The organism is Falsiroseomonas tokyonensis (genome assembly GCF_019024325.1).
In the GTDB taxonomy this organism is placed as follows: Bacteria; Pseudomonadota; Alphaproteobacteria; order Acetobacterales; family Acetobacteraceae; genus Falsiroseomonas; species Falsiroseomonas tokyonensis.
The window spans coordinates 321,723-348,142 of sequence record NZ_JAFNJS010000001.1 but is presented as its reverse complement, the minus strand read 5'-3'; the positions used below and the strand labels follow the sequence as shown (position 1 = coordinate 348,142).

Annotated in this window: 24 protein-coding genes; 17 read left to right on the top strand and 7 right to left on the bottom strand. The window is 71.2% G+C overall.

The annotated features are described in order from the left end of the window. Positions 1-29: 29 nt before the first annotated feature. The 4 genes from J3S20_RS01575 to J3S20_RS01560 form a co-directional block, all read right to left on the bottom strand. On the bottom strand, positions 30-1,703 hold the full coding sequence (locus J3S20_RS01575; protein ID WP_216833967.1) for a gamma-glutamyltransferase family protein: 1,674 nt from the start codon (positions 1,701-1,703) through the stop codon (positions 30-32). A gap of 126 nt (positions 1,704-1,829) precedes the next feature. Then, the gene (locus tag J3S20_RS01570; RefSeq protein ID WP_216833965.1) at positions 1,830-2,810 is read right to left on the bottom strand and encodes an NAD(P)-dependent oxidoreductase; all 981 of its coding nucleotides are present in this window, start codon (positions 2,808-2,810) and stop codon (positions 1,830-1,832) included. Between the two features lie 10 nt (positions 2,811-2,820). Then, positions 2,821-3,414, bottom strand: a complete 594-nt coding sequence (locus J3S20_RS01565) for a thiamine pyrophosphate-dependent enzyme (RefSeq protein ID WP_216833963.1) — start codon at positions 3,412-3,414, stop codon at positions 2,821-2,823. Positions 3,415-3,417: 3 nt separating this feature from the next. After that, a complete protein-coding gene (locus J3S20_RS01560) occupies positions 3,418-3,969 on the bottom strand; it encodes a thiamine pyrophosphate-binding protein (protein WP_246602227.1) in 552 nt (183 codons plus the stop codon). Between the two features lie 73 nt (positions 3,970-4,042). On the opposite strand from J3S20_RS01560, the gene J3S20_RS01555 reads away from it, so the two are divergent. Both J3S20_RS01555 and eutC read left to right on the top strand, forming a co-directional pair. Beyond that, positions 4,043-5,398 carry an ethanolamine ammonia-lyase subunit EutB gene (locus J3S20_RS01555; protein ID WP_216833962.1) on the top strand — a complete coding sequence of 452 codons (1,356 nt, stop codon included), beginning with the start codon at positions 4,043-4,045 and terminating at the stop codon, positions 5,396-5,398. After that, positions 5,395-6,132 carry an ethanolamine ammonia-lyase subunit EutC gene (gene eutC, locus J3S20_RS01550; RefSeq protein WP_343215132.1) on the top strand — a complete coding sequence of 246 codons (738 nt, stop codon included), beginning with the start codon at positions 5,395-5,397 and terminating at the stop codon, positions 6,130-6,132. The genes J3S20_RS01555 and eutC overlap by 4 nt, the downstream gene beginning before the upstream one ends. On the opposite strand, the gene J3S20_RS01545 is transcribed toward eutC, so the two are convergent. The 3 genes from J3S20_RS01545 to J3S20_RS01535 all read right to left on the bottom strand — a co-directional run bounded on the left by J3S20_RS01545 (position 6,114) and on the right by J3S20_RS01535 (position 8,020). Beyond that, positions 6,114-6,443 (bottom strand): cupin domain-containing protein, encoded by a 330-nt coding sequence (locus J3S20_RS01545; protein ID WP_216833959.1) that lies wholly within the window; start codon positions 6,441-6,443, stop codon positions 6,114-6,116. The genes eutC and J3S20_RS01545 overlap by 19 nt on opposite strands. Further along, positions 6,440-7,801 (bottom strand): amidase, encoded by a 1,362-nt coding sequence (locus tag J3S20_RS01540; RefSeq protein WP_216833957.1) that lies wholly within the window; start codon positions 7,799-7,801, stop codon positions 6,440-6,442. The genes J3S20_RS01545 and J3S20_RS01540 overlap by 4 nt, the downstream gene beginning before the upstream one ends. A gap of 63 nt (positions 7,802-7,864) precedes the next feature. Then, positions 7,865-8,020 (bottom strand): hypothetical protein, encoded by a 156-nt coding sequence (locus tag J3S20_RS01535; RefSeq protein ID WP_216833956.1) that lies wholly within the window; start codon positions 8,018-8,020, stop codon positions 7,865-7,867. Between the two features lie 159 nt (positions 8,021-8,179). Here J3S20_RS01535 and J3S20_RS01530 point away from each other — a divergent pair, with 159 nt between their 5' ends. From J3S20_RS01530 to J3S20_RS01460, 15 genes are all read left to right on the top strand, one after another. Next, a complete protein-coding gene (locus J3S20_RS01530; protein ID WP_246602226.1) occupies positions 8,180-9,187 on the top strand; it encodes a TRAP transporter substrate-binding protein in 1,008 nt (335 codons plus the stop codon). Positions 9,188-9,272: 85 nt separating this feature from the next. Further along, entirely contained in the window at positions 9,273-9,788 is a 516-nt protein-coding gene (locus J3S20_RS01525) for a TRAP transporter small permease (protein ID WP_216833954.1), read from the top strand. A gap of 6 nt (positions 9,789-9,794) precedes the next feature. Further along, positions 9,795-11,093, top strand: coding sequence for a TRAP transporter large permease (locus J3S20_RS01520; protein WP_216833952.1), 1,299 nt, complete (start codon positions 9,795-9,797; stop codon positions 11,091-11,093). Between the two features lie 5 nt (positions 11,094-11,098). Then, positions 11,099-11,968 (top strand): SMP-30/gluconolactonase/LRE family protein, encoded by an 870-nt coding sequence (locus J3S20_RS01515; RefSeq protein WP_216833951.1) that lies wholly within the window; start codon positions 11,099-11,101, stop codon positions 11,966-11,968. A gap of 11 nt (positions 11,969-11,979) precedes the next feature. Beyond that, a complete protein-coding gene (locus J3S20_RS01510; RefSeq protein ID WP_216833949.1) occupies positions 11,980-12,816 on the top strand; it encodes an NAD-dependent epimerase/dehydratase family protein in 837 nt (278 codons plus the stop codon). Between the two features lie 65 nt (positions 12,817-12,881). Then, positions 12,882-13,724 (top strand): aldose epimerase family protein, encoded by an 843-nt coding sequence (locus J3S20_RS01505; RefSeq protein ID WP_216833947.1) that lies wholly within the window; start codon positions 12,882-12,884, stop codon positions 13,722-13,724. Positions 13,725-13,772: 48 nt separating this feature from the next. Then, positions 13,773-14,924, top strand: a complete 1,152-nt coding sequence (locus J3S20_RS01500; protein ID WP_216833945.1) for an FAD-dependent oxidoreductase — start codon at positions 13,773-13,775, stop codon at positions 14,922-14,924. After that, a complete protein-coding gene (locus J3S20_RS01495) occupies positions 14,921-16,543 on the top strand; it encodes an acyl-CoA dehydrogenase (RefSeq protein ID WP_216833944.1) in 1,623 nt (540 codons plus the stop codon). The genes J3S20_RS01500 and J3S20_RS01495 overlap by 4 nt, the downstream gene beginning before the upstream one ends. Before the next feature lie 57 nt (positions 16,544-16,600). Then, positions 16,601-18,199: a phytoene desaturase family protein gene (gene crtI, locus J3S20_RS01490; RefSeq protein WP_216833942.1), complete on the top strand. Its 1,599-nt coding sequence runs from the start codon at positions 16,601-16,603 to the stop codon at positions 18,197-18,199. A 287-nt stretch (positions 18,200-18,486) separates the two neighbouring features. Beyond that, positions 18,487-20,073 carry a phytoene desaturase family protein gene (locus J3S20_RS01485; protein WP_216833941.1) on the top strand — a complete coding sequence of 529 codons (1,587 nt, stop codon included), beginning with the start codon at positions 18,487-18,489 and terminating at the stop codon, positions 20,071-20,073. 80 nt (positions 20,074-20,153) lie between these two features. Further along, positions 20,154-20,921 (top strand): lysophospholipid acyltransferase family protein, encoded by a 768-nt coding sequence (locus tag J3S20_RS01480; protein ID WP_246602225.1) that lies wholly within the window; start codon positions 20,154-20,156, stop codon positions 20,919-20,921. 2 nt (positions 20,922-20,923) lie between these two features. Next, positions 20,924-22,024 carry a glycosyltransferase gene (locus J3S20_RS01475; protein ID WP_216833937.1) on the top strand — a complete coding sequence of 367 codons (1,101 nt, stop codon included), beginning with the start codon at positions 20,924-20,926 and terminating at the stop codon, positions 22,022-22,024. A 168-nt stretch (positions 22,025-22,192) separates the two neighbouring features. Then, positions 22,193-23,815, top strand: a complete 1,623-nt coding sequence (locus tag J3S20_RS01470; protein WP_216833936.1) for a squalene/phytoene synthase family protein — start codon at positions 22,193-22,195, stop codon at positions 23,813-23,815. Then, on the top strand, positions 23,812-25,071 hold the full coding sequence (locus J3S20_RS01465) for a hydroxysqualene dehydroxylase (RefSeq protein WP_216833934.1): 1,260 nt from the start codon (positions 23,812-23,814) through the stop codon (positions 25,069-25,071). Before J3S20_RS01470 ends, J3S20_RS01465 begins: the two co-directional genes overlap by 4 nt. Further along, positions 25,068-26,414: an aldehyde dehydrogenase family protein gene (locus tag J3S20_RS01460; RefSeq protein ID WP_216833932.1), complete on the top strand. Its 1,347-nt coding sequence runs from the start codon at positions 25,068-25,070 to the stop codon at positions 26,412-26,414. Before J3S20_RS01465 ends, J3S20_RS01460 begins: the two co-directional genes overlap by 4 nt. Positions 26,415-26,420: the final 6 nt, after the last annotated feature.

Below are 26,420 nucleotides of genomic sequence, written 5' to 3'. Positions count from 1 at the left end.
CCCCCGCCATGCGGGGGAGGGAGAGGGGCTCAATCCCCCGCCGCCACCCCGTCCCGCCGCGGATCCGCTGCGCCCTCCAGCCGGCCATCCGGCAGCCGGCGGATCACCTGCAGCCCGGTGTTCATCACGACCACCCTCGGCGCATGGCCCAGCGCCTGCAAGGCGGGCGCCAGCTCCGCCAGCGGCGTGCCCTGTTCCAGCTCCTCCACGCCATTCTGCGCGCCGATCCGCGGCCGCGCCGTGGCGCGTTCGGCATCGCCGCCGAAGACCAGCACCTCGATCACCGCGGCGGCCACCGCATCGGGAATGCGCGCGCCGCCGCCGGCGCCCAGCACCAGCTCCGGCCGCCCATCCGCGCCGAAGACCATGGTGGGCGCCATGGTGGTCACGGGCCGCTTGCCCGGCGCCAGGCGGTTCTGCGCGGGGGCCTCCGCCGTGCCCGGGTTCACGGCGAAATTGGTCATGCCGTTGTTCAGCGTGACGCCCATGGCCAGCAGCTCGGCGCCGAAATTCAGGTTGTTGGTGGTGGTAAAGGCCACCGCATTGCCGGCGGCGTCGAGGATGGAGAGCTGCGTCGTCGCCGTCTCCGCCATCGGGTCGCTGGGCGTCGGCAGGGCGCCATGGCGTTCCGCCGGCGTGCCGGGCGCCACGGTTTCCATTGCGCGCGCTGGCCCGGCGAGCGCCGCGCGGGCATCGAGGTAGTCGCGCGCCAGCAGCCCGGCCTGGGGCACCGCCACCTGGTCCGGGTCGCCCATCCAGCGGCGCCGGTCGGCGGTGGCGAGCCGGCTGGCCTCGAGGAAGATATGCGCGGCCTCGGCGCTGTCGCGCGTGGCCCGCGCGATGCCCAGCCGCTCCGCCAGCCCCAGCGTCTGCAGCACCGCGACACCGCCGGAGGAGGGCGCCGCGGCGGTGCAGATGCGCCGTGCCAGAACCTCGGCGCAGATCGGCGCGCGTTCGACGGCGCGATAGCCGGCAAGGTCGGCGAGTGTCATCCAGCCCGGCACCGCATGGTCCTGCACCGCCTGGACCACGGCGCGGCCGAGCGTGCCGCCATAGAGCGTGGCCGGACCTTCCGTGGCCAGCAGTCGCAGCGCCGCCGCCTGCTCCGGATTGCGGAAGGGCGCGCCGGCGGCCAGCGGCTGGCCGCCCGCGTCGAAATACAGCGCGCGGATCGCCGGCACGCGGGCGAGTTCCGCCGCGCGGTTTCGGATCACCTGGTGCAGATAGGGCGGCAGCGGAAAGCCCTGCTCCGCCAGGGCAATGGCCGGGGCGAAGAGATCCGCCCAGGGCAGCCTTCCATGCGCCGCATGCGCCAGCGCCAGCGCGGCGATGGTGCCCGGCACCGCGACGGCGCGGCCGGATCGCGCGACGGTGGCGGGCCCGACGCCGCCCGCCGTCAGCCGGTCCGCGCTCGCCGCCGGCGCGCTGGCGATGCCCTCATAGTAGCGCAGCCGTCCGGCGGCCTGGTCCCAGACCAGGATAAAGGCGCCGCCGAGCACGCCGCTGGCATGCGGCTCCGCCACCGAGAGCGCCGCCTGCGCCGCGATCGCCGCATCCACCGCGGACCCGCCGGCGCGCAGCATGGCCAGCGCCGCCTCCGTCGCATGCGGGCTGGCGGTGGCCGCCATTTGGCGCGTGGCCCGCGCCGGCTCCGACGCGGCGGGTCCGGCGAGGATCAGGAAGGCGAGCAACAGGCGGCGCATGGCGTGACCTCTTAACCAGAACATCCGGCGGCCCGCCGCACTTCAGGCGGGCCGAGGCCGCGAATGCGGCCCGCGGCTTATGCCGCGCAGGGCAGACATGCCTTGGCATGTCTGCGAGGCAAAGCCTCAGTTCCTTCGGGGCAGGACCTCGGGATTGACGATGACATCGGGGTCGATCGTGCCGGCGAAGCAGGCCAGGGCGGCGGCCGCGCTGTCCAGCGCCATGCGGCGCAGCCCCTCCGCCGTGCTGGCGGCGACATGCGGCGTCATGATCAGGTTGGGGGCGGAGAGCAGGCTGATCGGCGCTTCCACCGGCTCCTCCTCGAAGACATCGATACCGGCGGCGGAGAGGTGGCCAGAGCGCAGCGAAGCCTCCAGTGCGACCTGATCCACGATGGTGCCGCGCGCGGTATTGACCAGCACGGCGCCCTTCTTCATGCGGGCCATGAAGGCGCCGTCGATGATGTTGCGCGTGGCCGGGCCGCTCGGCACATGGACGGTGACGATATCCGCCTCCGCCGCCGCGGTCGCCGCATCATCCACCGGTTCGAAGCCGAGGCCGCGGATGCTGCCCTTGCCGATATTGGGATCGCGCACCAGCACGCGCATGCCGAAGGCGGCGCAGAGCTTCGCCACGCGCGTGCCGATGCGGCCGAAGCCCACCACCAGCACGGTCTTGCCCTGCAGGTCGAAGGTCGGAAGGTTGGTCTGCGCGCCCCAGACGGGCGTCTCCGCGCGCAGATTCGCGTTGAAGCTGGTCAGCTTGCGGGCGCAGGCCAGCATCATCATCAGCGCGTGTTCCGCGACCGAGACCGCATTGGCCTCCGGCGTGATGGCGAGCGGAATGCCGCGTTCCGTCAGCGCCGGCACGTCGACGATGTCGTAGCCGACGCCGTGCCGCACCAGGATCTTCAGATTGGTGCAATGCGCCAGAAAGGCGCGGTCGATGCGGATGGTACGCACGATCAGCGCATCCGCCTTGGGCAGGTTGGCGGCAAGGCTCTCGGGCGAGAGGTCCATCAGCACGTCCACGGTGACGCCCGGCGTCGCCCGCATCTTGGCGATGGCTTCCTCGTGGATCGGGCGGACGCAGATCACATGCGGCATGGTCTTGCCTTCACAGCTGGTGATGGGCGGCGGGGCCGAGCAGGGCCTCGCGGAAACGCGCCTGCAGGATGGCGCCATCGCGCGGCGGCAGCACCAGCGGCAGGTTGCCCGGCGCGATTTTTGTCACGGCAAAGACCGTGCCCGTGCCGGCATGGATTTCGGCCCGCAGCGCCGGAACCTGTTCCAGCGTCGTCAGGGTGCGCGCGCCCGCAAGGCCGGCGCCGCGCGCCATGGCGGCCAGGTCCACGCCATGCCGCGTCGCCGTCTCCTGGTTGCCCGTCTCGCTGTAATGCTCGTTGTCCAGCACGACGATGGAGAGATTTTGGGGCTTCTGGACCGCGATGGTGGCCATTGCGCCCAGCGCCATCAGCATCTCGCCATCGCCGGTGATGACCAGCACCTTGGCCGAAGGCTGCGCCAGGGCAAGACCCAGGCCCATCATCGCGGCACCGCCCATGCCGCCCCACAGCGGCAGATTGCGCGGGGTGTCGCCGATGGCGGTGATGTCCCAGGCGGAGGCGCCGAGGCCGGCGATCACCAGCAGCTCGCCGCGGTCTTCCAGCAAAGCGCGCACCACGTCGCGCCGGTTCGGATACTCGGCCATGGCTCAGTCCTTCCCGAAGGTCTTGGCGCCGATCAGGCGCTGGCCGAGCAGCGTCGCCGCCGGCCGGAAGGTATTGAAGGCCAGCCGCAGCGTCGCATCGACGGTGGCCGCCACATCCTCCGGCCGATCGGCGCGATGCACGATGGTGCCCATCGCCTCCAGCACCGCCGGCGTCGCCTGGCCCATCGGGATCTGCGCCGGATTGAATTCGGCGAAATCGCCGCGCATGGTCACGATCATCGGCAGCGGCGTGCGATGAATGTGTGAGAGCGACAGCATGTTGACGCAGTTGCCGACGCCGGAGGACTGCATCAGCAGCACGCCCTTCACGCCCCCGAGCCAGGCGCCGCAGAGCAGGGCGACACCCTCCTCCTCCGTCGTCAGGGTCACCACCGTCATTTCATTGTCGGCGAGGCACCGCTTGATCAGCCGGCTGTGCCCGGCATCCGGCACCAGGGCGACCTGGGTGATGCCATTGGCCTTCAGCGCCTCATAGATGGCGTCGGGCCATTCCGCCGCCGCATCCGGGCGCATTTCCAGTTTCTGGCGATCCATGCCGGCGCTCTCTCCCAAGCCTGATTTGTGGCATCCTCCCCCCGGTGGCGGCGGCTGGCAAGGAGAGGGCGGCATGGGTTTTTCCGCGGTGGTGGGCGGTACGCGCCACATCTTCGCCGATCTGCGGCAGCTCCTGGCCTGCGCCACGCCCTTCCGGTCCGGCGATGCCCTGGCCGGGCTCGCGGCCGAAAGCGCGGCGCAGCGCGTGGCGGCGCAGCGGGCGCTGGCCGACCTGCCGCTGCGGCACTTTCTGCAGGAGGCGGTGGTGCCCTATGAGGCGGATGAGGTCACGCGGCTGATCCTGGACAGTCACGACGCCGCCGCCTTCGCGCCTGTCGCGCACCTCACCGTCGGCGGCTTTCGCGACTGGCTCCTGGCAGCGGACCCCGCCGCCGTCACCGCCCTGGCCCCCGGCCTGACGCCGGAGATGGTGGCGGCACTGTCAAAAATCTGCCGGCTGCAGGACCTGGTAGCGATTGGGGCGAAGTGCCGGGTGGTGACGAGGTTCCGCAACACGCTGGGCCTGCCCGGCACGCTCTCCATCCGCCTGCAGCCGAACGACCCGGTGGATGATCCGAAGGGCATCGCGGCGCAGGTGCTGGACGGGCTGCTGCTGGGCGCCGGGGATGCCGTGATCGGCGTGAACCCGGCCACCGACAATGTCGAGAATCTGTGCCGCGTGCTCGGCCTGCTGGATGCGGTGCGGGACCGCTATGCGATCCCGACCCAGTCCTGCGTGCTGGCCCATGTCACCACCACGCTGCTGGCGATGCAGCGCGGCGCGCCGGTGGATCTGGTGTTCCAGTCCATCGGCGGCACCCAGGGCGTGAATGAGAGTTTTGGCGTCTCCCTGGCCTTGCTGGCGGAGGCGCATGAGGCCGCGCTGTCCCTCAAGCGCGGCACCCTGGGCGACAACTGCATGTATTTCGAGACCGGCCAGGGCAGCGCGCTGTCCGCCGAGGCGCATCACGGCGTGGACCAGCAGACGCTGGAGGCCCGCGCCTATGCCGTCGCACGCCGCTTTCGCCCGCTGCTGGTGAACAGCGTCGTCGGCTTCATCGGCCCCGAATACCTGTTCGACGGCAAGCAGATCACCCGCGCGGGGCTGGAGGACCATATGTGCGGCAAGCTGCTTGGCCTGCCGATGGGTGTGGATGTCTGCTACACCAACCATGCCGAGGCGGACCAGGACGACATGGACGCGCTGCTGACGCTGCTCGGCGTGGCGGGCGTGACCTATGTGATGGGCGTGCCGGGCGCGGACGACACCATGCTCGCCTACCAGTCCACCTCCTTCCATGACGGGCTTTTCGTGCGCGCCGCGCTGGGCAAGTCGCCGGCGCCGGAATTCGCCGCATGGCTGCAACGGATGGGGCTGGCCGGGCGCACGCCGGACCGCCTGCCCATGGCGGTGGCGGGGCTGCTGTGAGCGCGCCGACCCTCTGGCGCGACCTGCGCCGCTTCACCGCGGCGCGCGTGGCGCTGGGCCGCGTCGGCAATGGCCTGCCAACCGCGGCGCATCTCGATTTCCAGGAGGCGCATGCCCAGGCGCGCGATGCCGTCTGGTCCACGCTGGATGTGCCGGCGCTGCAGGCGGCGCTCGGCGCGCAGGTGGTGGCGAGCGCCGCGCCGGATCGCCGCACCTATCTGCTGCGCCCCGATCTCGGCCGGCGCCTGGCGGAGGGCGCCAGCTTCACGCCGCGCCCCGGCTGTTTCGCCATCGTGGTGGCCGATGGGCTCTGCGCCACCGGCGTGCAGGCCCAGGCGCCGGCGCTGGTCGCTTCGCTGACCACCGGCCTGCAGAGGGCGGGGTGGGACGTCGCGCCGCCGGTCATCGCCACCCAGGCGCGCGTCGCCATCGGTGACGCCATCGGCCAGGCGCTGGGGGCCGCCATGGTCGCGGTGCTGATCGGCGAAAGGCCGGGCCTCTCCGCGCTCGACAGCATGGGCATCTACCTGACTCACGCCCCGCGCCCCGGCCGCACCGATGCCGAGCGCAATTGCATCAGCAATATCCGTCCCGGCGGGCTCAGCCTGGCGGAGGCGGTGGCAAAACTGCTGTGGCTTGTCGCCGCTGCCCGCGGCCTGGGCGCCACCGGCGTGGCGCTGAAGGATGAGCAGCCGGCGCTGCCGCTGATCGAGGATCAGCCAGGCGGCAGGTGAACCGCCAGCCACAGCGCATCCGCGCTGGTCGCCACCACGCGATGCCGGCAGCGCGCCGGCAGCACCGCCCAATCCCCCGCCGCCATCGCCCGCGTTGTGCTGTCGGCAAAGCCCAGCGTGGCGCTGCCGCGCGCCAGCAGAACGAATTCCGTGCCGGGCTGGTCGTACCAGAAGCCCGCCGGGCTGGCGGCGCGGTGGGAGGCGATGCGCTCGATCACCACCTCGCCTTCCGTCAGCAGCGACGCGAAGCTCTCGCCGCCTTCCGCCGGGGCCTCACCGTCCCCCAGTGCTCCGAAGCGCGGGGCCGTCACGCGGCCAACGCCGCCTCCACCGCCTGCGCCACCGCGAACAGCCGCGCATCGCCGCCATGCTCGCCCATCAGCTGGAAGCCGACCGGCGCCTCCCCCTTCTTGTGGCAGGGCAGGCTGATGGCGCAGCGGTCGAGGAAATTGCCGACCGCCGTGTTGCGCAGCAGCATCAGGTTGATGCGGCCGTATTCCGCCTCGTCCTCGATCTCGCGGATCGCCGGCGGTACTAGCGGGCAAGTGGGGGAGACGACCGCATCGAAGGCCGCGGTGCGCGCCGCGAAGGCGGCGATGATCCGCGCGCGGTCCTGACCGAGCTGGATATAGTCCGCCGCTGACATCTGCCCGCCGCGCAGGATGCGCGAAAGAATGCGCTGGTCATAGGCCTCGCGCTGCCGCTCGATCAGCCCGCGATGCCAGGCGAAGGCCTCGGAGGCCGCGAAGCCGCCCGTCGCATTGGCCTTCGGGATTTCTGCCAATTCCGGCACCACCAGTTTTTCGATGCGCGCGCCGGCGGCCGAAAGCCTTGATAAAGCCGCCTCGAAGGCGGTGGTCACCGGCGGGTCCCAGTTCTCCGTGACATAGCCCTGCAGCACGCCGAGGCGCAGCCCGGCCACCGGCATGGAAGGGGCCGGGGTCCAGCCCTCCCCACCGGCCATCAGACTGTCGATCACGGCGCAGCAGGCCACGGAATTGGCGATCGGCCCCAGGCTGTCCAGCGTGAAGGACAGCGGCAGCGTGCCAGTCAGCGGCACCCGCTTCGCGGTCGGCTTCCAGCCGACGATGCCGCACAGCGCCGCCGGGATGCGGCAGGATCCGCCGGTGTCCGACCCGAGCCCCGCCAACCCCATCCCATCCGCCACGGCGACGGCGGCGCCGGAAGAGGAGCCGCCCGGCAGCCGCCCGGTCGCTCGGTCCCAGGGGCTGCGCGGCGTGCCGTAATGCGGATTGTGGCCGAGGCCGGAGAAGGCGAATTCCACCATGTTGGTGCGGCCCAGCACCACGAAGCCGGCGCGCTGCAGCCGGGCGACGCTGGGCGCCGTGGCGGTGGCGGGCGCGACATCGTCCAGGGCGCGGGACCCGCCCCGCGTCTGCTGCCCGGCCTCGTCATACAGGTCCTTGATGCTGATCGGGATGCCGGCCCAGGGGCTGGGCGCTCGGCCGGCGGCCCGCAGCGAATCCATCGCCCGCGCCGCGGCGCGCGCGGCCTCCGCCTGCACCACCAGGAAGGCGCGCGATCCCTCGCCGGCCGGATCGGCGATGCGCGCCAGCGCGGCTTCCGTCAACGCGACGGCGGTGCTGCGCCCGGCGGCGAGGTCGGCGGCGGCTTCGGCGATGGTGGCAGGGGGCATGGCGCAGGGCATCCGGCAGAGTTCGGCCGGATGCTGCGCAGGAAGCCGGCGCGCCGCAAGCCGCGCGCAGCGGTCTCAGCCGTGCGGGGCGCGGGGGATGGCGTCGTTGGCCGGCGGGATGGCGACGATCAGCTCCAGCACCGCCGGATAGACCAGGTAGCCGACCAGCCCGGCCGGCAGCAGCCGCACGCCACCGGCTTCGGCTTCCTCAATGGTGCTGTCCCGGTCCATGCTGCTCTCCGCGCCGACGGAAGGCGAGCGCGGCAGGGGCCACCGGCGTTCCTGTCCGCGGCCTTCCTGGCGGCGAATTGACAAAGCCATCCGCGCCAGTTGTATGATGTCGTATAACCCTGCGTCACAAGGCGCCGGGAGGGGAAGGAGAGGACCACCATGAAAGCGATGCGCGCGATTCGCGCCCAGGCCCTGACCGTCATGCGCGCAGGCGCCCTGGCCGCCGCCGCCCTGCTGCCCTGGGCAGCGACCCCCGCCACCGCGCAGGAATGGCGCGGCTGGAACATCCATGCGGCGGATTATCCCAATGGCCAGGGCCTGGACCGCTTCGGCCAGCTGGTCATGCAGCGCACCAACAACCGCATCCGCATGCGCACCTACCACTCCGCGCAGCTCGGCCAGCAGGACGAGGCGATCCAGCAGATGCGGCTGGGCTCCATCGACTTCGGCAATTTCAACCTCTCGCCCTTCAACAACCTGGCGCCGTCCACCAATGTGGTGACGCTGCCCTTCCTGTTCCGCAACGTGGCGCATCTGCATGCCGCGATCGATGGCGCGACGGGGGAAGAGATCGCCAAGGACCTGGAGGCGATCGGCATCATCGCACTCGCCTGGTACGATGGCGGCGCGCGCAGCGTCTATGCGACGCGTCCGATCCGCACGCCGGCCGATATGCGCGGCCTGAAGATCCGCGTGCAGACCAGCGACCTGTGGATCGACCTGATGCGCGCGCTGAACGCGAACCCCACGCCGCTGCCCTTCGGCGAGGTCTTCACAAGCCTGCAGTCCGGTGTGATCGATGCGGCGGAGAACAACTTCCCCTCCTATGAAAGCACGCGGCATTTCGAGGTGGCGCGCTTCTACTCCACCACGGAACACTCCAACGTGCCGGAGGTGCTGGCCGTCTCGCGCCAGCGCTGGCAGCGGCTGAATGAGCAGGAGCGCACGATCCTGCGCGACGCCGCGCGCGAAAGCGCCGCCCTGCAGCGCCAGCTCTGGGCGGAGCGGGAGCGCGTCTCGCGCCAGCGCGTGGAGGCCGCGGGCGTCACGGTGATCGAGATCGCCGACCGCACGCCCTGGTCGTCGCTGATGGAGCCGGTCTACGCGAAATACGCGGCGACGCCGCGGTTGGCCGGCATGGTGCAGGCGATCCGCGCGCTGCCCTGATCGGGTCCTGGACAGGGGGGGGCGGCCAAGGCCGCCCCCTTTTTCGTCTCCGCCGTTCCTCACCGCTGGCTGGGTGCCCGATGCCATGGCGATGTTTTCCCGCATTCTCGATATTTTCTGCCACATCGTCGTCGTGGTCGCCGGCATCGCGCTGGTCGGGCTGGTGGTGATGATGGGCTGGATGGTCTTCGGCCGCTACGTGCTGAACGACACGCCGACCTGGATCGAACGCGCCGCCACGCTCTCCATCCTCTGCATCGCGTTGCCCGTCGCCGCCGTGGGGGTGCGGGAGCGTTTCCACCTGTCCGTCCTCGGCTTCCGCGAGACCCTGCCGATGCAGGCGCAGCGCTGGATCGCGGTGGGCTGCGATACTGCCGTCGGTGTCTTCGGCTTCGCCATGATGGTCTATTCGCAGGAACTCGTGGACATGGTCTGGAACTTCAAGATTCCGCTGCTCGGCATCAGCCAGGGCTGGACCTATGTGCCGCTGCAGGTCTGCGGCGGGCTGGTGACCCTCTTCGCCATCGAGCAGGTGCTGCGCGACATCCTGAACAAGGACGGTCCCGAACAGCGCGGCGTGGCCGCGGCCTTCCTGGAGTAACCGCGCGTGGAATTCGGCCTTCTCCTGATCTTCGGCATCTTCTTCCTGGGCGTCATCGCCGGCGTGCCGGTGGCCTTCGTGCTCGGCATCTCCGCGCTGGCCGGCTTCCTGTATGAGGGCATCAACCCCGCCGTCGCCTTCCAGCAGATGGCCAGCGGCATGAGCATCTTCGCGCTGCTGGCGATTCCCTTCTTCATCTTCGCGGGCGAGCTGATGCTGCATGGCGGCATCGCGCGCCGGCTGGTGGCGCTGGCCTCCGCCGCCGTGGGCTGGATGCGCGGCGGGCTCGGCATGGTCGATGTCTCCACCTCCATGCTGTTCGGCGGCATCTCGGGCTCAGCGGTCGCGGATACCTCCGCCACCGGCGTCATCCTGATCCCGGCGATGAAGGCCAAGGGCTATGGCGTGGACTATGCGGTCTCGCTGACCGTCACCTCCTCCATCGCCGGCATCCTGATTCCGCCCAGCCACAACATGATCCTCTACAGCCTGGCGGCGGGCGGCGGCATTTCCGTCACCGCGTTGTTCATCGCCGGCATCGTGCCGGGGCTGATGATGTGCGGCTTCCTCGCCATCGCCGCCTATGTCATGGCGGTGCGCCGCGGCTATCCGGCGGAACCCTGGGCCGGCTTCCGCCACCTGCTCTGGAAATTCGTGGACGCGCTGCCCGGCCTGTTCACCGCCTTCATCATCCTGGGCGGCGTGCTGTCCGGCGTCTTCACCGTGACGGAAAGCGCCGCCTTCGGCACGCTCTGGGCGCTGCTGGTCACGGTGCTGGTCTATCGCAGCCTCAGCTGGGCGGATTTCAAGGTGGCGGTCGCGGCCAGCGTGCGCACCTCCGCCGTCGTTTTCCTGCTGGTCGGCACCGCCACCGCCTTCGCCTATCTGCTGGCGCTGTATCGCCTGCCCGACCTGCTGACGGAGGGGATGCTGGCGATCAGCTCCAACCCCGTCGTCATCATGCTGATGATCAATGTCTGCCTGCTGCTGCTGGGCTGCGTGATGGATATGGCGGCGCTGATCCTGATCACCACGCCGATCTTCCTGCCCGTGGTGGTGGCGATCGGCATCGATCCGGTGCAGTTCGGCATGATCATGATGATGAATCTCGGCCTGGGCCTGACCACGCCGCCGGTCGGCGCCGTGCTTTTCGTCGGCTGCGCCATCGGCCGTATCCGGATCGAGGATGTGATGCGCACCATCTGGCCCTTCTATGGCGCGATCGCCTTGGCGCTGCTGCTGACCACCTATTGGCCCGCCGTGTCGCTGACCCTGCCGCGGCTGCTGCTCGGCTACGAGGGCTGAGCCGCATGTTCCGTCTTGCCGCCGACCTGCGCGCGCAGGTCGGCGAAAGCCCGGTCTGGGACGCGGCGCGCGGCCTGCTCTGGATGGTCGACATCCTGGCCCCCTGCGTCATCCGCTTCGACCCCGCCACCGGCGTCACCCGCCGCATCCCGGTGCCGGAGGTGTGTGGCAGCCTCGCGCTGTGCCGGTCCGGCGCGCTGCTGGTGGCGCAGCGCGCCAGCGTGGTGCGACTGGACCCCGTGACCGGCGCCATCACGCCCTTCGCCGACATGCCCGGGGAGCCCGCGCATAACCGGCTGAACGACGGCAAGGTGGGGCCGGATGGCTGCTTTTGGGTCGGCAGCATGGACAACCGGCCGGAAAAGCACCCCACCGGCATCCTGTGGCGCGTCCGGCCTGATGGCGGCGTGGAGCGCAGGCGGGACGGGCTGGTCGTCTCCAACGGCCTCGCCTGGTCGCCGGATGGCCGCACCATCTGGCATTCCGATAGCCGCCGCGCGGTGCTCGATGCCGCCGATTTTGACCCTGCCACCGGCGCCATTGGCCCCTGGCGGCGGGTGCGCGAGCTGGACGAGGCGACGGGCCGCCCGGATGGCGGGGCCTGCGATGCCGAGGGCAACTACTGGTCCGCCGGCGTCTCCGCCGGGCGGATCAACGTGATCGCGCCCGATGGCGCGATCCTGCGCCAGTTCGACTTTCCCGTGCCGGCGCCCACCATGCCCTGCTTCGCCGGGCCGGACCTTTCCACCCTGTTCGTCACCAGCCTGCGCGCCGGCAAGGATTCGGCGACGCTGGCCGCGCACCCCACCCTCGGCGGGCTGTTCCGCGCCGAAGGCCTGGGCCAGGGTGCGCCCATCACGCTTTTCGCCGACTGAGGATCCCTTCCATGTCCAAACCCATCCTGCTGACCGGCGCCTCCGGCAATCTCGGCCGCATGCTGACGAAGGAATTGTCGGCGGCCGGCTATAGGCTGCGCCTGACCGACATCATGCCCTTCCCGGACGAGCTGCCGAAGGGTGCGACCTTCGTGAAGGCGAACCTGACCGAATCGCTGGCCATCGTCCGCCAGGCGGAAGGCTGCGGCACCATCCTGCATTTCGGCGGCGTCTCGGTGGAAAAGCCCTTCGAGGAAGTGGCCGGGCCCAACCTGCATGGCCTCTACCACATCTACGAGGCGGCCCGGATGTTCGGCGCCCGCGTGGTCTTCGCCAGTTCCAACCACTCCATCGGCTTCCACACCCGCCCGCAGGGCAACCAGGAAAAGCTCGACGCCGACTGCGCCTTCCGGCCCGACGGCTACTACGGCCTGTCGAAAGTGTACGGCGAGCTGATGGGCCGCATGTACTGGGACAAGCACGGGGTGGAGAACGTCAATATCCGCATCGGCTCCTGCTTCCCGAAGCCGATCAACAAGCGGATGCTGGCTACCTGGCTGTCCTATCCCGACCTGGCCCGCCTGATCACCCGCACGATCGAGGCCGAGCGCGTGGGCCATTGCGTGGTCTGGGGCGCCTCCAAGAACCCCGACACTTTCTGGGGCGAGGACCATCGCGACCGGCTGGGCTGGCAGCCGCAGGACACCGCCGAGGATTATCGGGCCGAGGTCGGCGCGATCGTCTCCGACGATCCGGTGGAGGAGCGCTACCAGGGCGGCGGCTATTGCTCGATCGAGTATTCCCGCAAAGGCGGCTTTTCGCCGCGCGACCAGTTCGACCTGGACTGAGGATTTTCGGGCCCGCGCCCGGCCTTTAGTCTGGGCGGCGGGCGTGCGGCTTTCGGGGACAAGGGATGATCAGGATTGCCTCGGGCGACTGGGACGCCACCATCCTGGTCAGTCATGGTGCGGCCCTCGGCGCGCTGTCCTGGCGCGGGGTGCCGGTGGTGGAGCCGGTGCCAGACGGGGAAAACCCGAACCGCGGGCTGCACAGCGCCTTCCTGATGGCGCCCTGGACCAACCGCCTGGCCGATGGGCGGATTTCCGTCGGCGGGCATGACTACACCATGCCGATCAACCGCCTGCTGGAAGGCCATGCGCTGCACGGCTTCGTCCGCGACCGCGCCTGGGCGGTGGAGAGCCAGGCGCCCGAGCGTGCGGTGATGAGCTGTGTCGTCGACCACGCGCCCTTCCGCTGCGCCGCGCGGCTGGAGGTGGCGCTGGCCCCGGAAGGCCTGACTCTGGAGCTAGAGCTGACCAATACCGGGGATGCCGAGACGCCCATGGGCATCGGCTGGCACCCCTTCTTCACCCGCCCGCCCGGCACCCGCCTTCGCTTCGCAGCCAGCACCGTCTTCGGCCGCGACGCCCGCAACCTGGCCATCGCGCCCCGCCCCTGCGCCGGGCTGAACGGCGGGGAGGAGGTGCTGGCGGGCCTCGACACCCATTTCACCGGCTGGGATGGCACGGCGGTGATGACCCGCCCCGGCGGTCCGGACCTGGCGCTGACCGCCACCGGCGACTGGGCCCGCAACCTGCAGGTCTATGCCCCGCGCGGCGTGCCGGTGCTCTGCGTGGAACCGGTCAGCCATGTGCCGGATGTGGTGAACCGGCCGCAGCTGGCGGCCCATGGCCCGATGCACCTGCTGGCGCCAGGCGCGGCGCTGCGGGGCGGCGCAACCTTGCTGCTGCTGTAGGCGTCGCCCCCCTTTCACAACTGGCGCGCGACAGGCCAAACTGCGCGCATGCGAAGCGCTCTTGTTCTTGGTGCCGGCGTCATGGGCCTCTCGGCCGCCTGGGCGCTGTCCCGCGCCGGCTGGGCGGTGCGGGTGGTGGACCAGGATCCCGTGCCCAATCCCCGCGGCAGCTCCGTGGACGACCACCGTCTGATCCGCCACGCCTATGGCGCGGCGCTCGGCTATATGCGGATGATCGACCCCGCCCATGCCGCCTGGGACCTGCTTTTCGCCGAGGCCGGGGAGCGGCCCTATGTGCCGACCGGCGTCCTCGCCTTGGCCAATGCCCCCGGCGGCTGGCTGGCGGAAAGCCAGGCGGCCCTGCGCGCCGATGGCCATGCGGTGCAGGCGCTGGGGGCCGAGACGGTGGCTGCGCGCTATCCCTGGCTCTCGCCGGATGGCATCGCGAGCGCCTTCCACCTGCCGTCGGGCGGCGTGCTGCTGGCGCGGCGCATCGTGGAACTGCTGGCCCGCCAGCTGGCCGGCCGCGGCATCGATATCCGCCGCGGCCACGCCCTTTCGGTCGACCCCGCCCGTGGGGCGGTGACGCTCGCCGATGGCACGCGGCTGCAGGCGGACCTGCTGGTGGTGGCCGCCGGCCCCTGGGCGCCGCGGCTGCTGCCCGCGCTGGCCGCACGGGTGCGCCCGACGCGGCAGATCATCGTCCGCCTGGTCCCGCCGCCCGCCCATTCGGAAGGCTGGCGGACCGCGCCCATGCTGCTGGACCTGGCCGAGGATGGCGGCTTCTACGCCGTGCCGCCGGTGGCCGGCACGCCGCTGAAGATCGGCGACCACCGCTTCGCCCCGACCTCCGACCCCGATGCCCCGCGCGAGGCCAGCCCCGCCGAGGCGGAGGCGATCCTGCACCTGGCGCGGCACCGGATCCGGGACCTCGAGAGCTATCGCGTGCTTTCCGCCGCCGCCTGCTATTACGACGTGGAACCGGGGGAGCGATTCGTGGTGGAGCGGCTGGGGGAACGCGCCTTCGTCATGTCCGGATTCTCGGGCCACGGCTTCAAGTTCGGTGCGCTGCTCGGTCTGGCTTTGGCGCGGGCCGCGGGCGACGCCACCCTGGCGATGGGCCTGCCCGGCTGGGCCGCCGGCGCCACCCCACCCCCGCCCGGCCTGCTGGCCGATCTCGAACAAGGCTCCCTCGCATGAGCGTGACGGACGACCTGGTGCTCGGCCTGACCCGGGTGATCGACCTGCCTTCCCTGACGGAAGCCGCCGGCGCGCGGCTCGACGCCGCCGATATCGCCGCCCTGGTCGAGGAAGCCGCCCGCTTCACCGGCGAAAAAATGGCGCCCGGCTGGCAGCAGGCGGACCGCCACGGCGCCCGCTACGCCAATGGCACGGTCACCGTGCCGCCGCACTACAGCCAGCTGATGCGCGACTGGATCGAGAGCGGCTGGCAGGGTATCGCCGCGCCGGCCGAGCATGGCGGCCAGGCCCTGCCGCATGCGCTGTGGATCGCCGTGACCGAACTGGCCTCCGCCGCCGACATGGCCTTCTTCCTCGGCCCGGTGCTGACGGCCGGCGCCATCGACCTGCTGGTGGGCCATGCGACGCCCGACCAGGCGGCGCGCTGGCTGCCCAACCTCGTCTCCGGGACCTGGACCGGCACCATGTGCCTGACCGAGCCACAGGCCGGCTCCGACCTGTCCGCCCTGCGTTGCCGCGCGGAGCCGGTGGGTGAGGGCCGCTACGCCCTGCATGGGCAAAAAATCTACATCACCTGGGGCGAGCACGACCTCACCGAAAACATTCTCCACCTGGTGCTGGCCCGGCTGCCCGGCGCGCCCGAAGGCTCCCGCGGCATCTCGCTGTTCGCCGCGCCCAGGGTCCTGCCCAATGGCCAGCGCAACGGGCTGCGTTGCGGCGGCATCGAGCACAAGCTCGGCATCCACGCCTCGCCCACCTGCATCATGCTGTTCGACGGCGCCGAGGCCGAGCTGGTGGGCGAGCCCGGCCGCGGCCTGAACGCCATGTTCGCCATGATGAACGCCGCCCGCCTGGCCGTCGGCGTGCAGGGCGTCGGCCAGGGCGCCCGCGCCCTGGCGCTGGCCGAAGCCTATGCCGCGCAGCGCAGCCAGAACGGCCGCATGATCGCGCAGCACCCCGATGTCGCCCGCATGCTGGCCGAGATGCGCGCCACCACCCTGGCCGGTCGGCTGCTGGCGCTGGAAGCCGCCGCGGCGCTGGACCGCCACCACCTGCTGGGCGAGGAATCCGGCGCCACCCGCCTCGCCTTGCTCACCCCTATCGTGAAGGCCTGGTGCACCGACCGGGGCGTGGAGAATGCCAGCCTCGGCATCCAGGTGCATGGCGGCATGGGCTTCGTCGAGGATAGCGGCGCCGCCCAGGTGCTGCGCGACGCCCGCATCGCCCCGATCTATGAGGGCACCAACGGCATCCAGGCCATCGACCTGCTGGTGCGCAAGCTGGCCCGCGACGAGGGCGCCGCGATGCGCGGCCTGCTGGCGGAGGTCGCCGCCAGCGACCCCCGCCTGGCCGAGCCCACCGCCCGCCTCAGCCAGGCGACGGACCACATGCTCGCCCTGCAGGCGCAGGACCCCGATACGGCGCAATCCCTGGCGGCCGCCTATCTCGATGCCTGTGGCTGGCTGCTGGGCGGCTGGATGCTGGCGCGCGCCGCCGCAGCCTCCCCCACCCATGCGCCCCTGGCCGGCTTCTACCTGGCCCGCCTGCTGCCGCGGGCCGAGGCGCGGTGCCGCGAAATCCAAGGGGGCGCAGCCGTTCCTGCGCCAATGGTGCATTAACCCCATGTCCGGACCTCTTGCAGGCTGGGGCGGCGCACGCATTTGCACCCCACTCACATGACCGCACCCCTGTCCTCCCCCGCCCTTCACCGCTCCCGCCCCAAGGTCGCTATCGTCGGCGCCGGGCCCGGGGGCCTCGCCGCCGCCATGCTGCTGGCCGCCTCCGGCGCCAGGGTCACGGTCTATGAAAAAGATGAGGTGGTTGGCGGGCGCACCCGCACCCTGACCTCCCCCGAAGGCTACAGCTTCGACCTGGGGCCCACCTTCTTCCTGTATCCGCGCATCCTGAAGGAGATCTTCTCCCGCTGCGGCGCGGACCTGGAACAGGAAGTCGATATGCGGCGGCTGGAGCCGCAATACCGGCTGCTCTTCGAACAGGGCGGCGACGTCACGAAGCTGGACGCCAGCGCCGACCTCGACCGCATGGAAGCCGAGATCGCCCGCATCTCGCCCGAGGACGCCAAGGGCCTGCGCCCCTTCATGCGGGAAAACCGCGCCAAGCTGGAAGCCTTCCGGCCGGTGCTGGAACGCGCCTTCTCCACCGCCGCCGACATGATCCGCCCGGACATGATCAAGGCGCTGCCGCTGATGAAGCCCTGGTCCACCGTGGACCGCGACCTGGCGCGCCACTTCAAGGACCCCCGCGTCCGCCTGGCCTTCTCCTTCCAGACCAAATACCTGGGCATGTCGCCGTTCAAGTGCCCGGCGCTGTTCACCATCCTGTCCTTCCTGGAATACGAACACGGCGTCTTCCACCCGATCGGCGGCTGCGGTGCCGTCTCCAACGCCATGGCCCGCGTGGCCGAACGCCTCGGCGCTGATATCCGCCTGAACAGCCCGATCGACCGCATCGCCTTCGAAGGCCGCCGCGCCAAGGGCGTCGAGATCGGTGGCACCCGCCACGATGCCGACGCCGTGGTGGTGAACGCGGACTTCGCCGGCGCCATCCCAAAGCTGATCCCGGACCACCTCCGCCGCAAAGGCTGGACCGACAAGAAGATCAGCAAGGCCCGCTACTCCTGCTCCACCTTCATGCTCTACCTCGGCCTCGACCGGACCCTGCCCGGCGTCGCCCACCACAACGTCATCCTCTCCGAGCAATACCGGCAGAACATCGGCCAGATCGAATCCGGCGAAATCCCGGAAATCCCCTCGCTCTACGTCCAGCACGCCGGCGCCACCGACCCGACACTGGCCCCCGAAGGCCACTCCGCCCTCTACGTGCTGGTTCCCGTGCCGAACCTGATCGTGCAACCGGACTGGCAGAACCAGGCCGCCCGCTTCCGCGACATCGCACTCGACCGCCTGAAAGTCCTCGGCCTCGGCGACCTGCGGCCGCACATCAAGTACGAACGCATCGTCGCTCCGCATGACTGGGAACAGGACTACGCGGTCGGCTACGGCGCCACCTTCAACCTGGCCCACGACCTGCCGCAAATGCTGCTATTCCGCCCCGGCAACCGCTTCCGCGAAGTGGACGGCGTCTACCTGGTCGGCGGCGGCACCCACCCCGGCAGCGGACTGCCCGTCATCTACGAAGGCGCCCGCATCACCACCGGCCTGCTCGCCCAGGACCTCGGCCTGTCCGGCGCCCCCAGCCGGCCTACCGCCGACAGCGGCTTCCGCGCGGCAACCCCGGTGACGGCGGAGCCTTAAGCTCTGGTTCCTGCGCGGGTGGTCCGCAGGGGGCGCTGCCCCCTGCACCCCCGCCAAAGGGACAGTGGTCCCTTTGGAATCCCGTTCAGGGGTGGAAGGGAGGAGGGGCATGGAGCGACCGCCGGGCCGGCGGTGCCGCGGTGCCCCTCCTCCCTTCCACCCCTCATCCCTGGGTTCGAAGGGGCCAACTGCCCCTTCGCGGGAGGGTGCAGGGAGGGCAGCGCCCTCCCTGCGAGCCATCCGCACGAAACTTGGCTAAGACTTCGGACGACACGGAGGACGCACGCATGGCAGACCGGGTGGTGGTGGTGGGGGGTGGCCTGGGTGGCCTGGCGGCGGCGTGTGTGGCGGCGGCGCGCGGGCATCGGGTGACCTTGCTGGACAAGAATCCCTGGTTGGGGGGGAAGGCGGCGGTTCTGACGCTGGATGCGCCGGATGGGTCGGGGTCTTTCCGCTTCGACATGGGACCGACGATTCTGACGGTGCCGCGGGTGTTGCGGCGGATTTTTGCGGAGGCGGGGCGCGACCAGGCGCGGGAGTTGCCGCTGATCCGGCTGGATCCGCAGTGGCGGTGTTTCTTCGAGGATGGCACGCGCATCGACCTGATGGCGGATGTCGCCACGATGCAGGCGGAGATCGAGAAGTTCGCGCCGGGCAGGGGGCTCGGTGAGGGCTATCGCAAGTTCCAGGAGGAGAGCCGTCACCTGCATGGGGTTTCGGAAAAATTCTTCTTCTGGCGGCCGGTCGAGGGGGTGACGGACACCATCGACATGAAGGCGAACATGAACCCGGGCACGATCCGGGATGTCTTGTCGCTGAAGATGGGCCAGACGGCGGCCAAGGTGATTCGCGGGCATGTGCCGGATGAGCGGCTGGCGCAGATGCTCGATCACTACTGCCAGTATATCGGCTCCTCCCCCTATCTGGCGCCGGCGGTGGTGTGTTCGATCGGCGACATGCAGGCCAGCGAGGGCGTCTGGTATCCGGTGGGTGGCACGCGTGCGGTGGCGGAGGGGCTGGCGAAGCTGGCGGGCGAGCTGGGCGCGGAGCTGCGCACCAATGCCGAGGTGACGGGCTTCGACATCGAGAATGGCGCCATCAAGGGCGTGCGTGTGGGCAGCGAGACGATCGCCTGCGATGCGGTGATCTCCAACATGGATGCGATCCGCACCTACAAGGAACTGGTCGGCGGCGAGCCCGGTCGGAAATACGCCAAGAAGAATTTCGAGCCGGCCTGTTCGGGCGTGGTGCTCTATCTCGGCCTCAACAAGCGCTACGACCACCTGGCGCATCATGACTTCGTCTTCTCCCGCGATGCGGAGGAGGAGTTCGATGCGATCTACAAGAAGGGCGAGCCGGCGCCGGACCCCACCGCCTATCTCGCGGCCACGTCGTGCAGTGACGACACCACGGCGCCGGAGGGCGGCGAGGCGCTCTATGTGCTGGTGCACACGCCCTATCTGCGCCCGCATCACGACTGGTCGAAGATGTTTCCTCAGTATCGGCAGACCATCCTGGACAAGCTGAAGCGCACCGCGGGGCTCGAGGATATCGAGGAGCGGATCGTGGTGGAGGGCAAGCTCACGCCGGTCGATATCCACAACCGCTACAAGGTGCTGGATGGCGCGATCTATGGCCTGGCCAGCCATGGCAGCTTCACCGGCGCCTTCAAGCCGGGCAACCGGTCCAAGATGGTGAAGGGCCTGTATCTCTGCGGCGGCGCGGCGCATCCGGGGCCGGGCATGCCGATGGTGATGATGTCCGGCTGGATCGCAGCCGACGCGCTGGACCGCGACCGCGGCGGCCGCGGCATGTCGGATGCGGCGCGCGAGGCCGGGCGGCGGGAGGCGGAGCTGGCCGCCGCGGCCGAATAGCCCTTGCGATGAACGCCATGCCGGAAAGGGCCCGGGGTGAGGCGGGCGGGAGCCCGATCGCGCTCTATGACCCGCGCCGCATGGCGTTCTTCCATTACATGTTCACCCGCTTCTTCCGCACCCATATGCGGGCGGCGCGGGTGGCCAGCTGGGGCCTGCCGCAGCGCTATGGCGCGCGGCCGCTGGTGGTGTTTGCCAACCATCCCGGCTGGTGGGACGGCGTCGCCTTCATGCTGCTGTCGCAGCGGCTGTTCCCGGACCGCCGGATGTTCATCCCGATGGATGCGGCGGCGCTGACGCGCTACCGCTTCATGACCCGCATCGGCGTCTTCGGCGTGGAGGGTGGCACGCCGCGCGGCGCGGTCGCCTTCCTGCGCACGGCGCGGGAGGTGCTGGCCGCGCCGGACCGCATGCTGTGGATGAACGCGCCGGGCCGCTTCAGCGATGTGCGGGAACGCCCCGTGCCGATCGCCCCCGGCATGTCCCGCCTGGCGGAGATGACGCCGGATGCGCTGTTCGTCCCCCTGGCGCTGGACTATCCCTTCTGGACCGAGCGCAAGGCGGAGATGCTCTGCGCCTTCGGCGAGCCGATCACCGCCGCGACACTGGCCGCCCTGCCGCGGGAGGATCGGCTTTCGGTGCTGTCCGATGCCCTGGCCGCCACCATGGACCGCCTGGCGCAGGATGCCATCGCCCGCGATCCCGCGCGCTTCGAGACGCTGCTGCGGGGGCCGGAGGGCATGGGCGGCATCTATCAGCTCTGGAGGCGCTTGCTTTCGGCCGCGAAGGGACAATCATTCGATCCAAGACACGATCCCGAAGGGGATCGCAGGGGAGGGGCGGGCTAGCGATGGATCTCGAATTCACCTGGGCCTGGATCGCCCTGGCCCTGGCCATGTTCCCTGCCAGCATGGGCGTGGTGAACCTGTTCCTGGTGCGCCCGCCGCGCGGCACGCCGCCCGAGGGCAGCCTGGTTTCCATCCTCGTCCCGGCGCGGAACGAGGCGGCGAATATCGCCGCCTGCCTCGATGCCGCGCTCGCTTCCCGCGGCGTGGCGGTGGAGGTGGTGGTGATGGATGACGGCTCCACCGATGCCACGGCGCGGATCGTGCAGGATTACGCTGCCAAGGATGCGCGGGTGCGGCTGGAGGTGGCACCGGCTTTGCCGCCGGGCTGGACCGGCAAGGTGCATGCCTGCGCGCGCCTGGCCGCGGCGGCGCGCGGCACGCATTTCCTGTTCATCGATGCCGATGTGCGCCTGGCGCCGGAGGCTGCGGCCAGCATGACGGGCCATGCGGCGCGCACCGGCACGGCGATGGTCACCGGCGTGCCGCGCCAGGCGATCGGCTCGCTGGGCGAGGCGCTGACCGTGCCGATGATCAACTTTCTTCTGTTCTGCTACCTGCCGGGCGGCGGCCGCGCCTTCACCCGCAGGCCCGGCATGGCCGCGGCCTGCGGCCAGCTGCTGCTGGTGGAGCGCGAGGGGTATTTTGCGGCTGGCGGGCATGAGGCTGTGCGCGGCGTGCTGCATGACGGGCTGGCGCTGGCGCGGCGGATGCGGGAGCACGGGCTGGCCACCGAGATCGTCGAGGGCCATGGCCTGGCCACCTGCCGCATGTACACGAACTTCCGCGACAGCTGGGCCGGCTTCATCAAGAATGCACGGGAAGGCATGGCCACCCCCGTGGGCCTGCCGATCTGGACCGTGATGCTGGCCGGCGCGCATCTGTGGCCCTTCGTCTTCCTGCCGCGCAGCGCGGCGCTGCTGGCGCTGGCCCTCGGCTTCGCCCTGCGCGCCGCGGTGACGCTGCGGGTGCGAGAGCCCTGGTGGACCATTCCGCTGCATCCGCTGACGGTGGCGATGGCGCTGGCGATCCAATGGGTGGCGCTGGTGCGCGGGCTGATGGGCAAGCCGGCCGGCTGGAAGGGGCGCGCCTATGGCACGGTTTGATGCCAGACGCGCGAAGCTTTCACCTTCGCGCCCTCAAACGCCGGCGCCGCGCATCCGCGCGGCTCGGCTTCGCGGCATAAGCCGCGGCGCGCATTCGCGCGCTCGACCCTTCGGGTCGCAGGTCGGATTTCGCTGCGCTCCGCCCGGCCTCCGCGGACCCGCCTGAGCATGGACCGGCCCGAATTCGCGGACGGGCTCGCCGTCCCCCCCGCGGACCGGGCGCCGAACCGCACCGAAACGACGGAAAACTTCCCCGTCGCCTCCCGCCTGCTGCCGCCGGCGCTGCGGCCGAAGGTGCTCGCCTTCTACCGCTTCGCCCGCATGGCCGATGACATCGCCGATGCGCCGGAATTGTCGCCCGCGGCGAAGCTGATGCGGCTGGCCGCCTTGGAACGCCGGCTGGACGATCCCGCCGGCCCGCTCGCCGCCGTGGGTACGGAGGAGGCGCGCCAGCTGCTGACTGCCTTCCGCCAGGATGCGGTGCAGAAGCGCTACGCGGATTGGCCGGCGCTGGAGGACTATTGCGCCCGGTCGGCTGAGCCGGTGGGCCGCATGCTGCTGCGCCTGCATGGGGAGGATCATCCCGAGGCGCCGCGCGCCGCCGATGCGCTCTGCACCGCGCTGCAGATCCTGAACCACCTGCAGGACCTGGTGGAGGATCGCGCGCGGCTGGACCGCATCTACCTGCCCGGGCCCTGGATGGCCCTGGCCGGCGGGGAGGCCGAATTCTTCGATCCCGCCAATCCCCAGCGCCGCGCCGTGCTGGATGCCGCGCTGGACCGGGTGGAGGCGAAGCTGGAGGTTGCGGCCCCGCTTCCCCGCCTGCTCCGCTCCCGCCTCCGCCGCCAAGCCGCCGTCACCCTGGCCCTGGGCTGGCGTCTGCTGGCAAGACTGCGGGCGGCGGATCCGGTGCGGGGGCGGGTGGCGCTGGGCCGCGCCGATTTCGCCGCCGCCTTCGCCAGCCTGCTGCGCGACCCACCCTCCGATGCCGCGGTGGTGCGGGCGCGCGTCGACCGCGCCGGCAGCAGCTTCGGACGCGGCATGGCGGTGCTGAAGGGCGGGCGCCGCCGTGCGCTCTATGCCGTCTATGGCTTCTGCCGCGCCGTGGACGATATCGCCGATGGCGCCATGCCGGAGGCGGAGAAGCGCCGCCTGCTGGCCGGCTGGCGGGCCAAGCTGGCGGCGCCGGATTGCGCGCTTTCGGCCGAGCTTGCCTGGGCGCGGCAGGAATTCGACCTGCCCCGCGCGGAATGCGAGGCGATGATCGCGGGCATGGAGACGGATGCGACGCCCGGGCTGCGCATTGCGGATGAGGCGGCGCTGGACGCCTATTGCCGCCGCGTCGCCGGCAGCGTCGGCGCCATGGCGGTGCGCATCTTCGGCGCGCCGGCGGCGGAGGATTTCGGCCTGGCGCTCGGCCGCACCCTGCAACTGGTGAACATCGTCCGCGACGTGGAGGAGGATGCGGCGATCGACCGCCTCTATGTCCCCGCCACGCTGCTGACCAGGCACGGCGTGCCGGCGGGGCCGCCCGACCTGGTGCTGCAGCATCCGGGCTTCGCGCTCTGCTGCGCGGAGCTGGCGGCGCGGGCCGAGGCCGGCTTCGCGCAAGCGGCGCTGGAATTGCAGGACCATGATGCGGCGGCGATGAAGCCGGCACGGATCATGATGTGGGGCTATCGCCGCCTGCTGCAGCGCATGCTGGCGCGCGGCTTCGCCCATCCCCGGACACGACCCCGGCTGACGCGGGTGGAGAAGCTGCGCATGGCCTGGCTGGCCTTGCGGCCATGACGGTGCATGTGATCGGCGCCGGCATCGCCGGTCTCGCCGCCGCGCTGGCCCTGGTGCGGGCCGGCCAGCGGGTGGCGTTGCATGAGGCCGCGCCCGTCGCCGGCGGCCGCGCCCGGGCGCTGCCGGATGGCACGGACAATGGCACCCATGCGCTGCTCGGCGCCAATCGCGCGGCGCTGCGCTTCCTGGCCCAGATCGGCGCGCAGGAGGGCTGGGTGGAGCCCGAGCCGGCCGGGCTGCCGGTGCTGGACCTCGAAACCGGCAGCGCCAGGCGCGTATCCCTCTCACCGCTCGGCTGGGCCGATGCGGCCAGGCGGCCGGAGGGGATGACGCTGGGCGCCCTGTTCGCCCTGCTGCGGCTGGCCCTGCCCGGCGCGGACCGCAGCGTCGCCGCCGCCTTCGCCGGCCATCCCAGGCTGCTGCGCGCGCTGGTGGAACCGCTGACCGTCGCGGCGCTGAACACGCCGGTGCAGGAAGCCTCCGCCCGGCTGCTGGGGGCGGTGCTGCGGCGGCTGGGCGGGCGTGGCGCGGCGCGGCTGCTGGTGGCGCGCCAGGGGCTCGGGCCGGACCTGGTGGCGCCGGCCCTGGCGACGCTGGCCTGCCACGGCGCCAATCTCCGCACCGGCAGCCGGCTGCGGGAGGTGGTGCAGGCGGGCGGCCGCGTCGCCGCGCTGGAATTCGCGGGCACCAGCCTGCCGGTGGGTCCCGCCGATGGCGTGGTGCTGGCCCTGCCGCCCTGGGAGGCGGCGCGGCTGCTGCCCGGGCTTTCCGTGCCGCAGCGCCATGCGCCGATCCTGAACCTGCATTTCAGCCGCCCGGACTCGGGTGCGGTGGGGGACCATCCGGTGCGTTTCCTGGGTCTGCTGGGCGGGCTTTCGCAATGGGTGCTGGTGCGGCCGGGCGGCATTTCCGTCACCGTCAGCGCGGCCGATGGCAGCATCGGCCTGACCGATGCCGAAGCCGCGGCACGGATCTGGCCGGAGGTGCGCCAGGCCGGGCTGCGCTTCGGCCTGCCCGGCGAATGGCCCGCCGCCCCGCCGCCCGCGCGCGCCGTGCGCGAGCGCCGCGCCACGCCGCGCCACGGGCTGAATCCGCCCGCCCTGCCGCCGCGCCGGCCGCTGGCCAACCTGGCGCTGGCCGGCGACTGGACCGTGGCGGAGCTGCCGGCGACGATCGAGGCGGCGGTCCGCTCGGGGGAGGCCGCGGCGGCCGCCATCCTCTATGCCCTGGCGCGCCGGCAGGCGGTGCCGGCGTGACGCCAGGGGAAGCCCTGGCCCGGCTTCGCGCGGCCGAGGCGCGGGATGGCCGCCTGCCGCTCGAGCGCCGGCGCGCGCTGCTGGACAGCCTGGTGCGGACGCTGCTGCTGCGGGCGGAGGATCTGGCCGCCGCGCTGGATGCCGATTACGGCGGCCGATCCCGCCTGGAAACGCTGCTGGCAGATGTGCTGTGTACTGTCGATGCGGCGCGCTATTCCCGCCGCCACCTGAAGGCCTGGGCCCGGCCGCGCCGGGTCGCCGTGCCCTATCCCTTCTGGCCCGCCCGCGCCTGGGAGGAGCCGGTGCCCAAGGGCATCGTCGGCATCATGGCGCCCTGGAACTACCCGGTGCAGCTGGCCCTGGTGCCGCTGGTGGATGCCATTGCCGCCGGCAACCGCGTGGCGGTGAAGCCGAGCGAGGCGGTGCCGCGCACCGCCGCCCTGATGGCGGAGGTGCTGGAGCAGGCGCTGGGCCCGGACATCGCCGCCACCGTGCTGGGCGGGCCCGATGTGGCCGCGGATTTCGCCGCCCAGGCCTGGGACCACCTGATCTTCACCGGCGGCACCGCGACCGGCCGCAAGGTGGCCGAGGCCGCGGCCCGCAACCTGGTGCCGGTGACGCTGGAACTCGGCGGCAAATGCCCGGCCTTGGTGCTGCCGGGCGCCGATCTCACCGTGGCGGCGCGGGACATTCTGGCGGGCAAGGCGGTGAATGCGGGCCAGACCTGCATCGCGCCGGACACCGTGCTGCTGGTCGGCCACCGTCCCGAGGACTTTCTCAATGCCTGCCGGGCGAGTGGCATCGCCACGCCGGAATCGGGCATCGCCAGCCAGGCCCAGGCCGCGCGGCTGGACCGGCTTGTGGGGGCCGTGCCGCTGGAGAAGCTGGGCGCGGATGGCCCCGGCCGGCAGCGCGCCCTGGCGCTGGCCTTCCCCCCGCCGGGCCAGCCGCTGGGGGAGGAGGAGATCTTCGGCCCGGTGCTGGCGGTGCTGGCCCAGCCCGACCTGGACGCCGCCATCGCCTGGATCACCGCCCGGCCGGTTCCGCTGGCGATCTACCTGTTTGGCGCGACGCGGGCGGAGCAGGCGACGGTCGCGTCCCGCACCCGCTCGGGCGCGCTGGTGGCCGGCCGGGCGGTGGAATTCGCTGCCTTTCCCGCCCTGGGCTTCGGCGGGGCAGGTGCCTCGGGGCAGGGGAGGTATCACGGAAAAGCGGGATTTTTTACCTTCTCTGATACGCGATCACATGTTCGTCATGGGCGCTGGAGTCTCTCGCGCCTCTTTGATCTTCCAAGAAAAAGACTCGCGCTTCGGTTGATCGATACGCTAGTAAGGGTCCGTTAACAGTGG

What these genes read in the sequence shown, in the direction of transcription:
- J3S20_RS01575 (WP_216833967.1), bottom strand. Translation starts at nt 1,703, where the DNA reads ATGCGCCGCCTGTTGCTCGCCTTCCTGATCCTCGCCGGACCCGCCGCG.
- J3S20_RS01570 (WP_216833965.1), bottom strand. Translation starts at nt 2,810, where the DNA reads ATGCCGCATGTGATCTGCGTCCGCCCGATCCACGAGGAAGCCATCGCC.
- J3S20_RS01565 (WP_216833963.1), bottom strand. Translation starts at nt 3,414, where the DNA reads ATGGCCGAGTATCCGAACCGGCGCGACGTGGTGCGCGCTTTGCTGGAA.
- J3S20_RS01560 (WP_246602227.1), bottom strand. Translation starts at nt 3,969, where the DNA reads ATGGATCGCCAGAAACTGGAAATGCGCCCGGATGCGGCGGCGGAATGG.
- J3S20_RS01555 (WP_216833962.1), top strand. Translation starts at nt 4,043, where the DNA reads ATGGGTTTTTCCGCGGTGGTGGGCGGTACGCGCCACATCTTCGCCGAT.
- J3S20_RS01540 (WP_216833957.1), bottom strand. Translation starts at nt 7,801, where the DNA reads ATGCCCTGCGCCATGCCCCCTGCCACCATCGCCGAAGCCGCCGCCGAC.
- J3S20_RS01535 (WP_216833956.1), bottom strand. Translation starts at nt 8,020, where the DNA reads ATGGACCGGGACAGCACCATTGAGGAAGCCGAAGCCGGTGGCGTGCGG.
- J3S20_RS01530 (WP_246602226.1), top strand. Translation starts at nt 8,180, where the DNA reads ATGAAAGCGATGCGCGCGATTCGCGCCCAGGCCCTGACCGTCATGCGC.
- J3S20_RS01525 (WP_216833954.1), top strand. Translation starts at nt 9,273, where the DNA reads ATGGCGATGTTTTCCCGCATTCTCGATATTTTCTGCCACATCGTCGTC.
- J3S20_RS01515 (WP_216833951.1), top strand. Translation starts at nt 11,099, where the DNA reads ATGTTCCGTCTTGCCGCCGACCTGCGCGCGCAGGTCGGCGAAAGCCCG.
- J3S20_RS01510 (WP_216833949.1), top strand. Translation starts at nt 11,980, where the DNA reads ATGTCCAAACCCATCCTGCTGACCGGCGCCTCCGGCAATCTCGGCCGC.
- J3S20_RS01505 (WP_216833947.1), top strand. Translation starts at nt 12,882, where the DNA reads ATGATCAGGATTGCCTCGGGCGACTGGGACGCCACCATCCTGGTCAGT.
- J3S20_RS01500 (WP_216833945.1), top strand. Translation starts at nt 13,773, where the DNA reads ATGCGAAGCGCTCTTGTTCTTGGTGCCGGCGTCATGGGCCTCTCGGCC.
- J3S20_RS01495 (WP_216833944.1), top strand. Translation starts at nt 14,921, where the DNA reads ATGAGCGTGACGGACGACCTGGTGCTCGGCCTGACCCGGGTGATCGAC.
- crtI (WP_216833942.1), top strand. Translation starts at nt 16,601, where the DNA reads ATGACCGCACCCCTGTCCTCCCCCGCCCTTCACCGCTCCCGCCCCAAG.
- J3S20_RS01485 (WP_216833941.1), top strand. Translation starts at nt 18,487, where the DNA reads ATGGCAGACCGGGTGGTGGTGGTGGGGGGTGGCCTGGGTGGCCTGGCG.
- J3S20_RS01480 (WP_246602225.1), top strand. Translation starts at nt 20,154, where the DNA reads ATGGCGTTCTTCCATTACATGTTCACCCGCTTCTTCCGCACCCATATG.
- J3S20_RS01475 (WP_216833937.1), top strand. Translation starts at nt 20,924, where the DNA reads ATGGATCTCGAATTCACCTGGGCCTGGATCGCCCTGGCCCTGGCCATG.
- J3S20_RS01470 (WP_216833936.1), top strand. Translation starts at nt 22,193, where the DNA reads ATGGACCGGCCCGAATTCGCGGACGGGCTCGCCGTCCCCCCCGCGGAC.
- J3S20_RS01465 (WP_216833934.1), top strand. Translation starts at nt 23,812, where the DNA reads ATGACGGTGCATGTGATCGGCGCCGGCATCGCCGGTCTCGCCGCCGCG.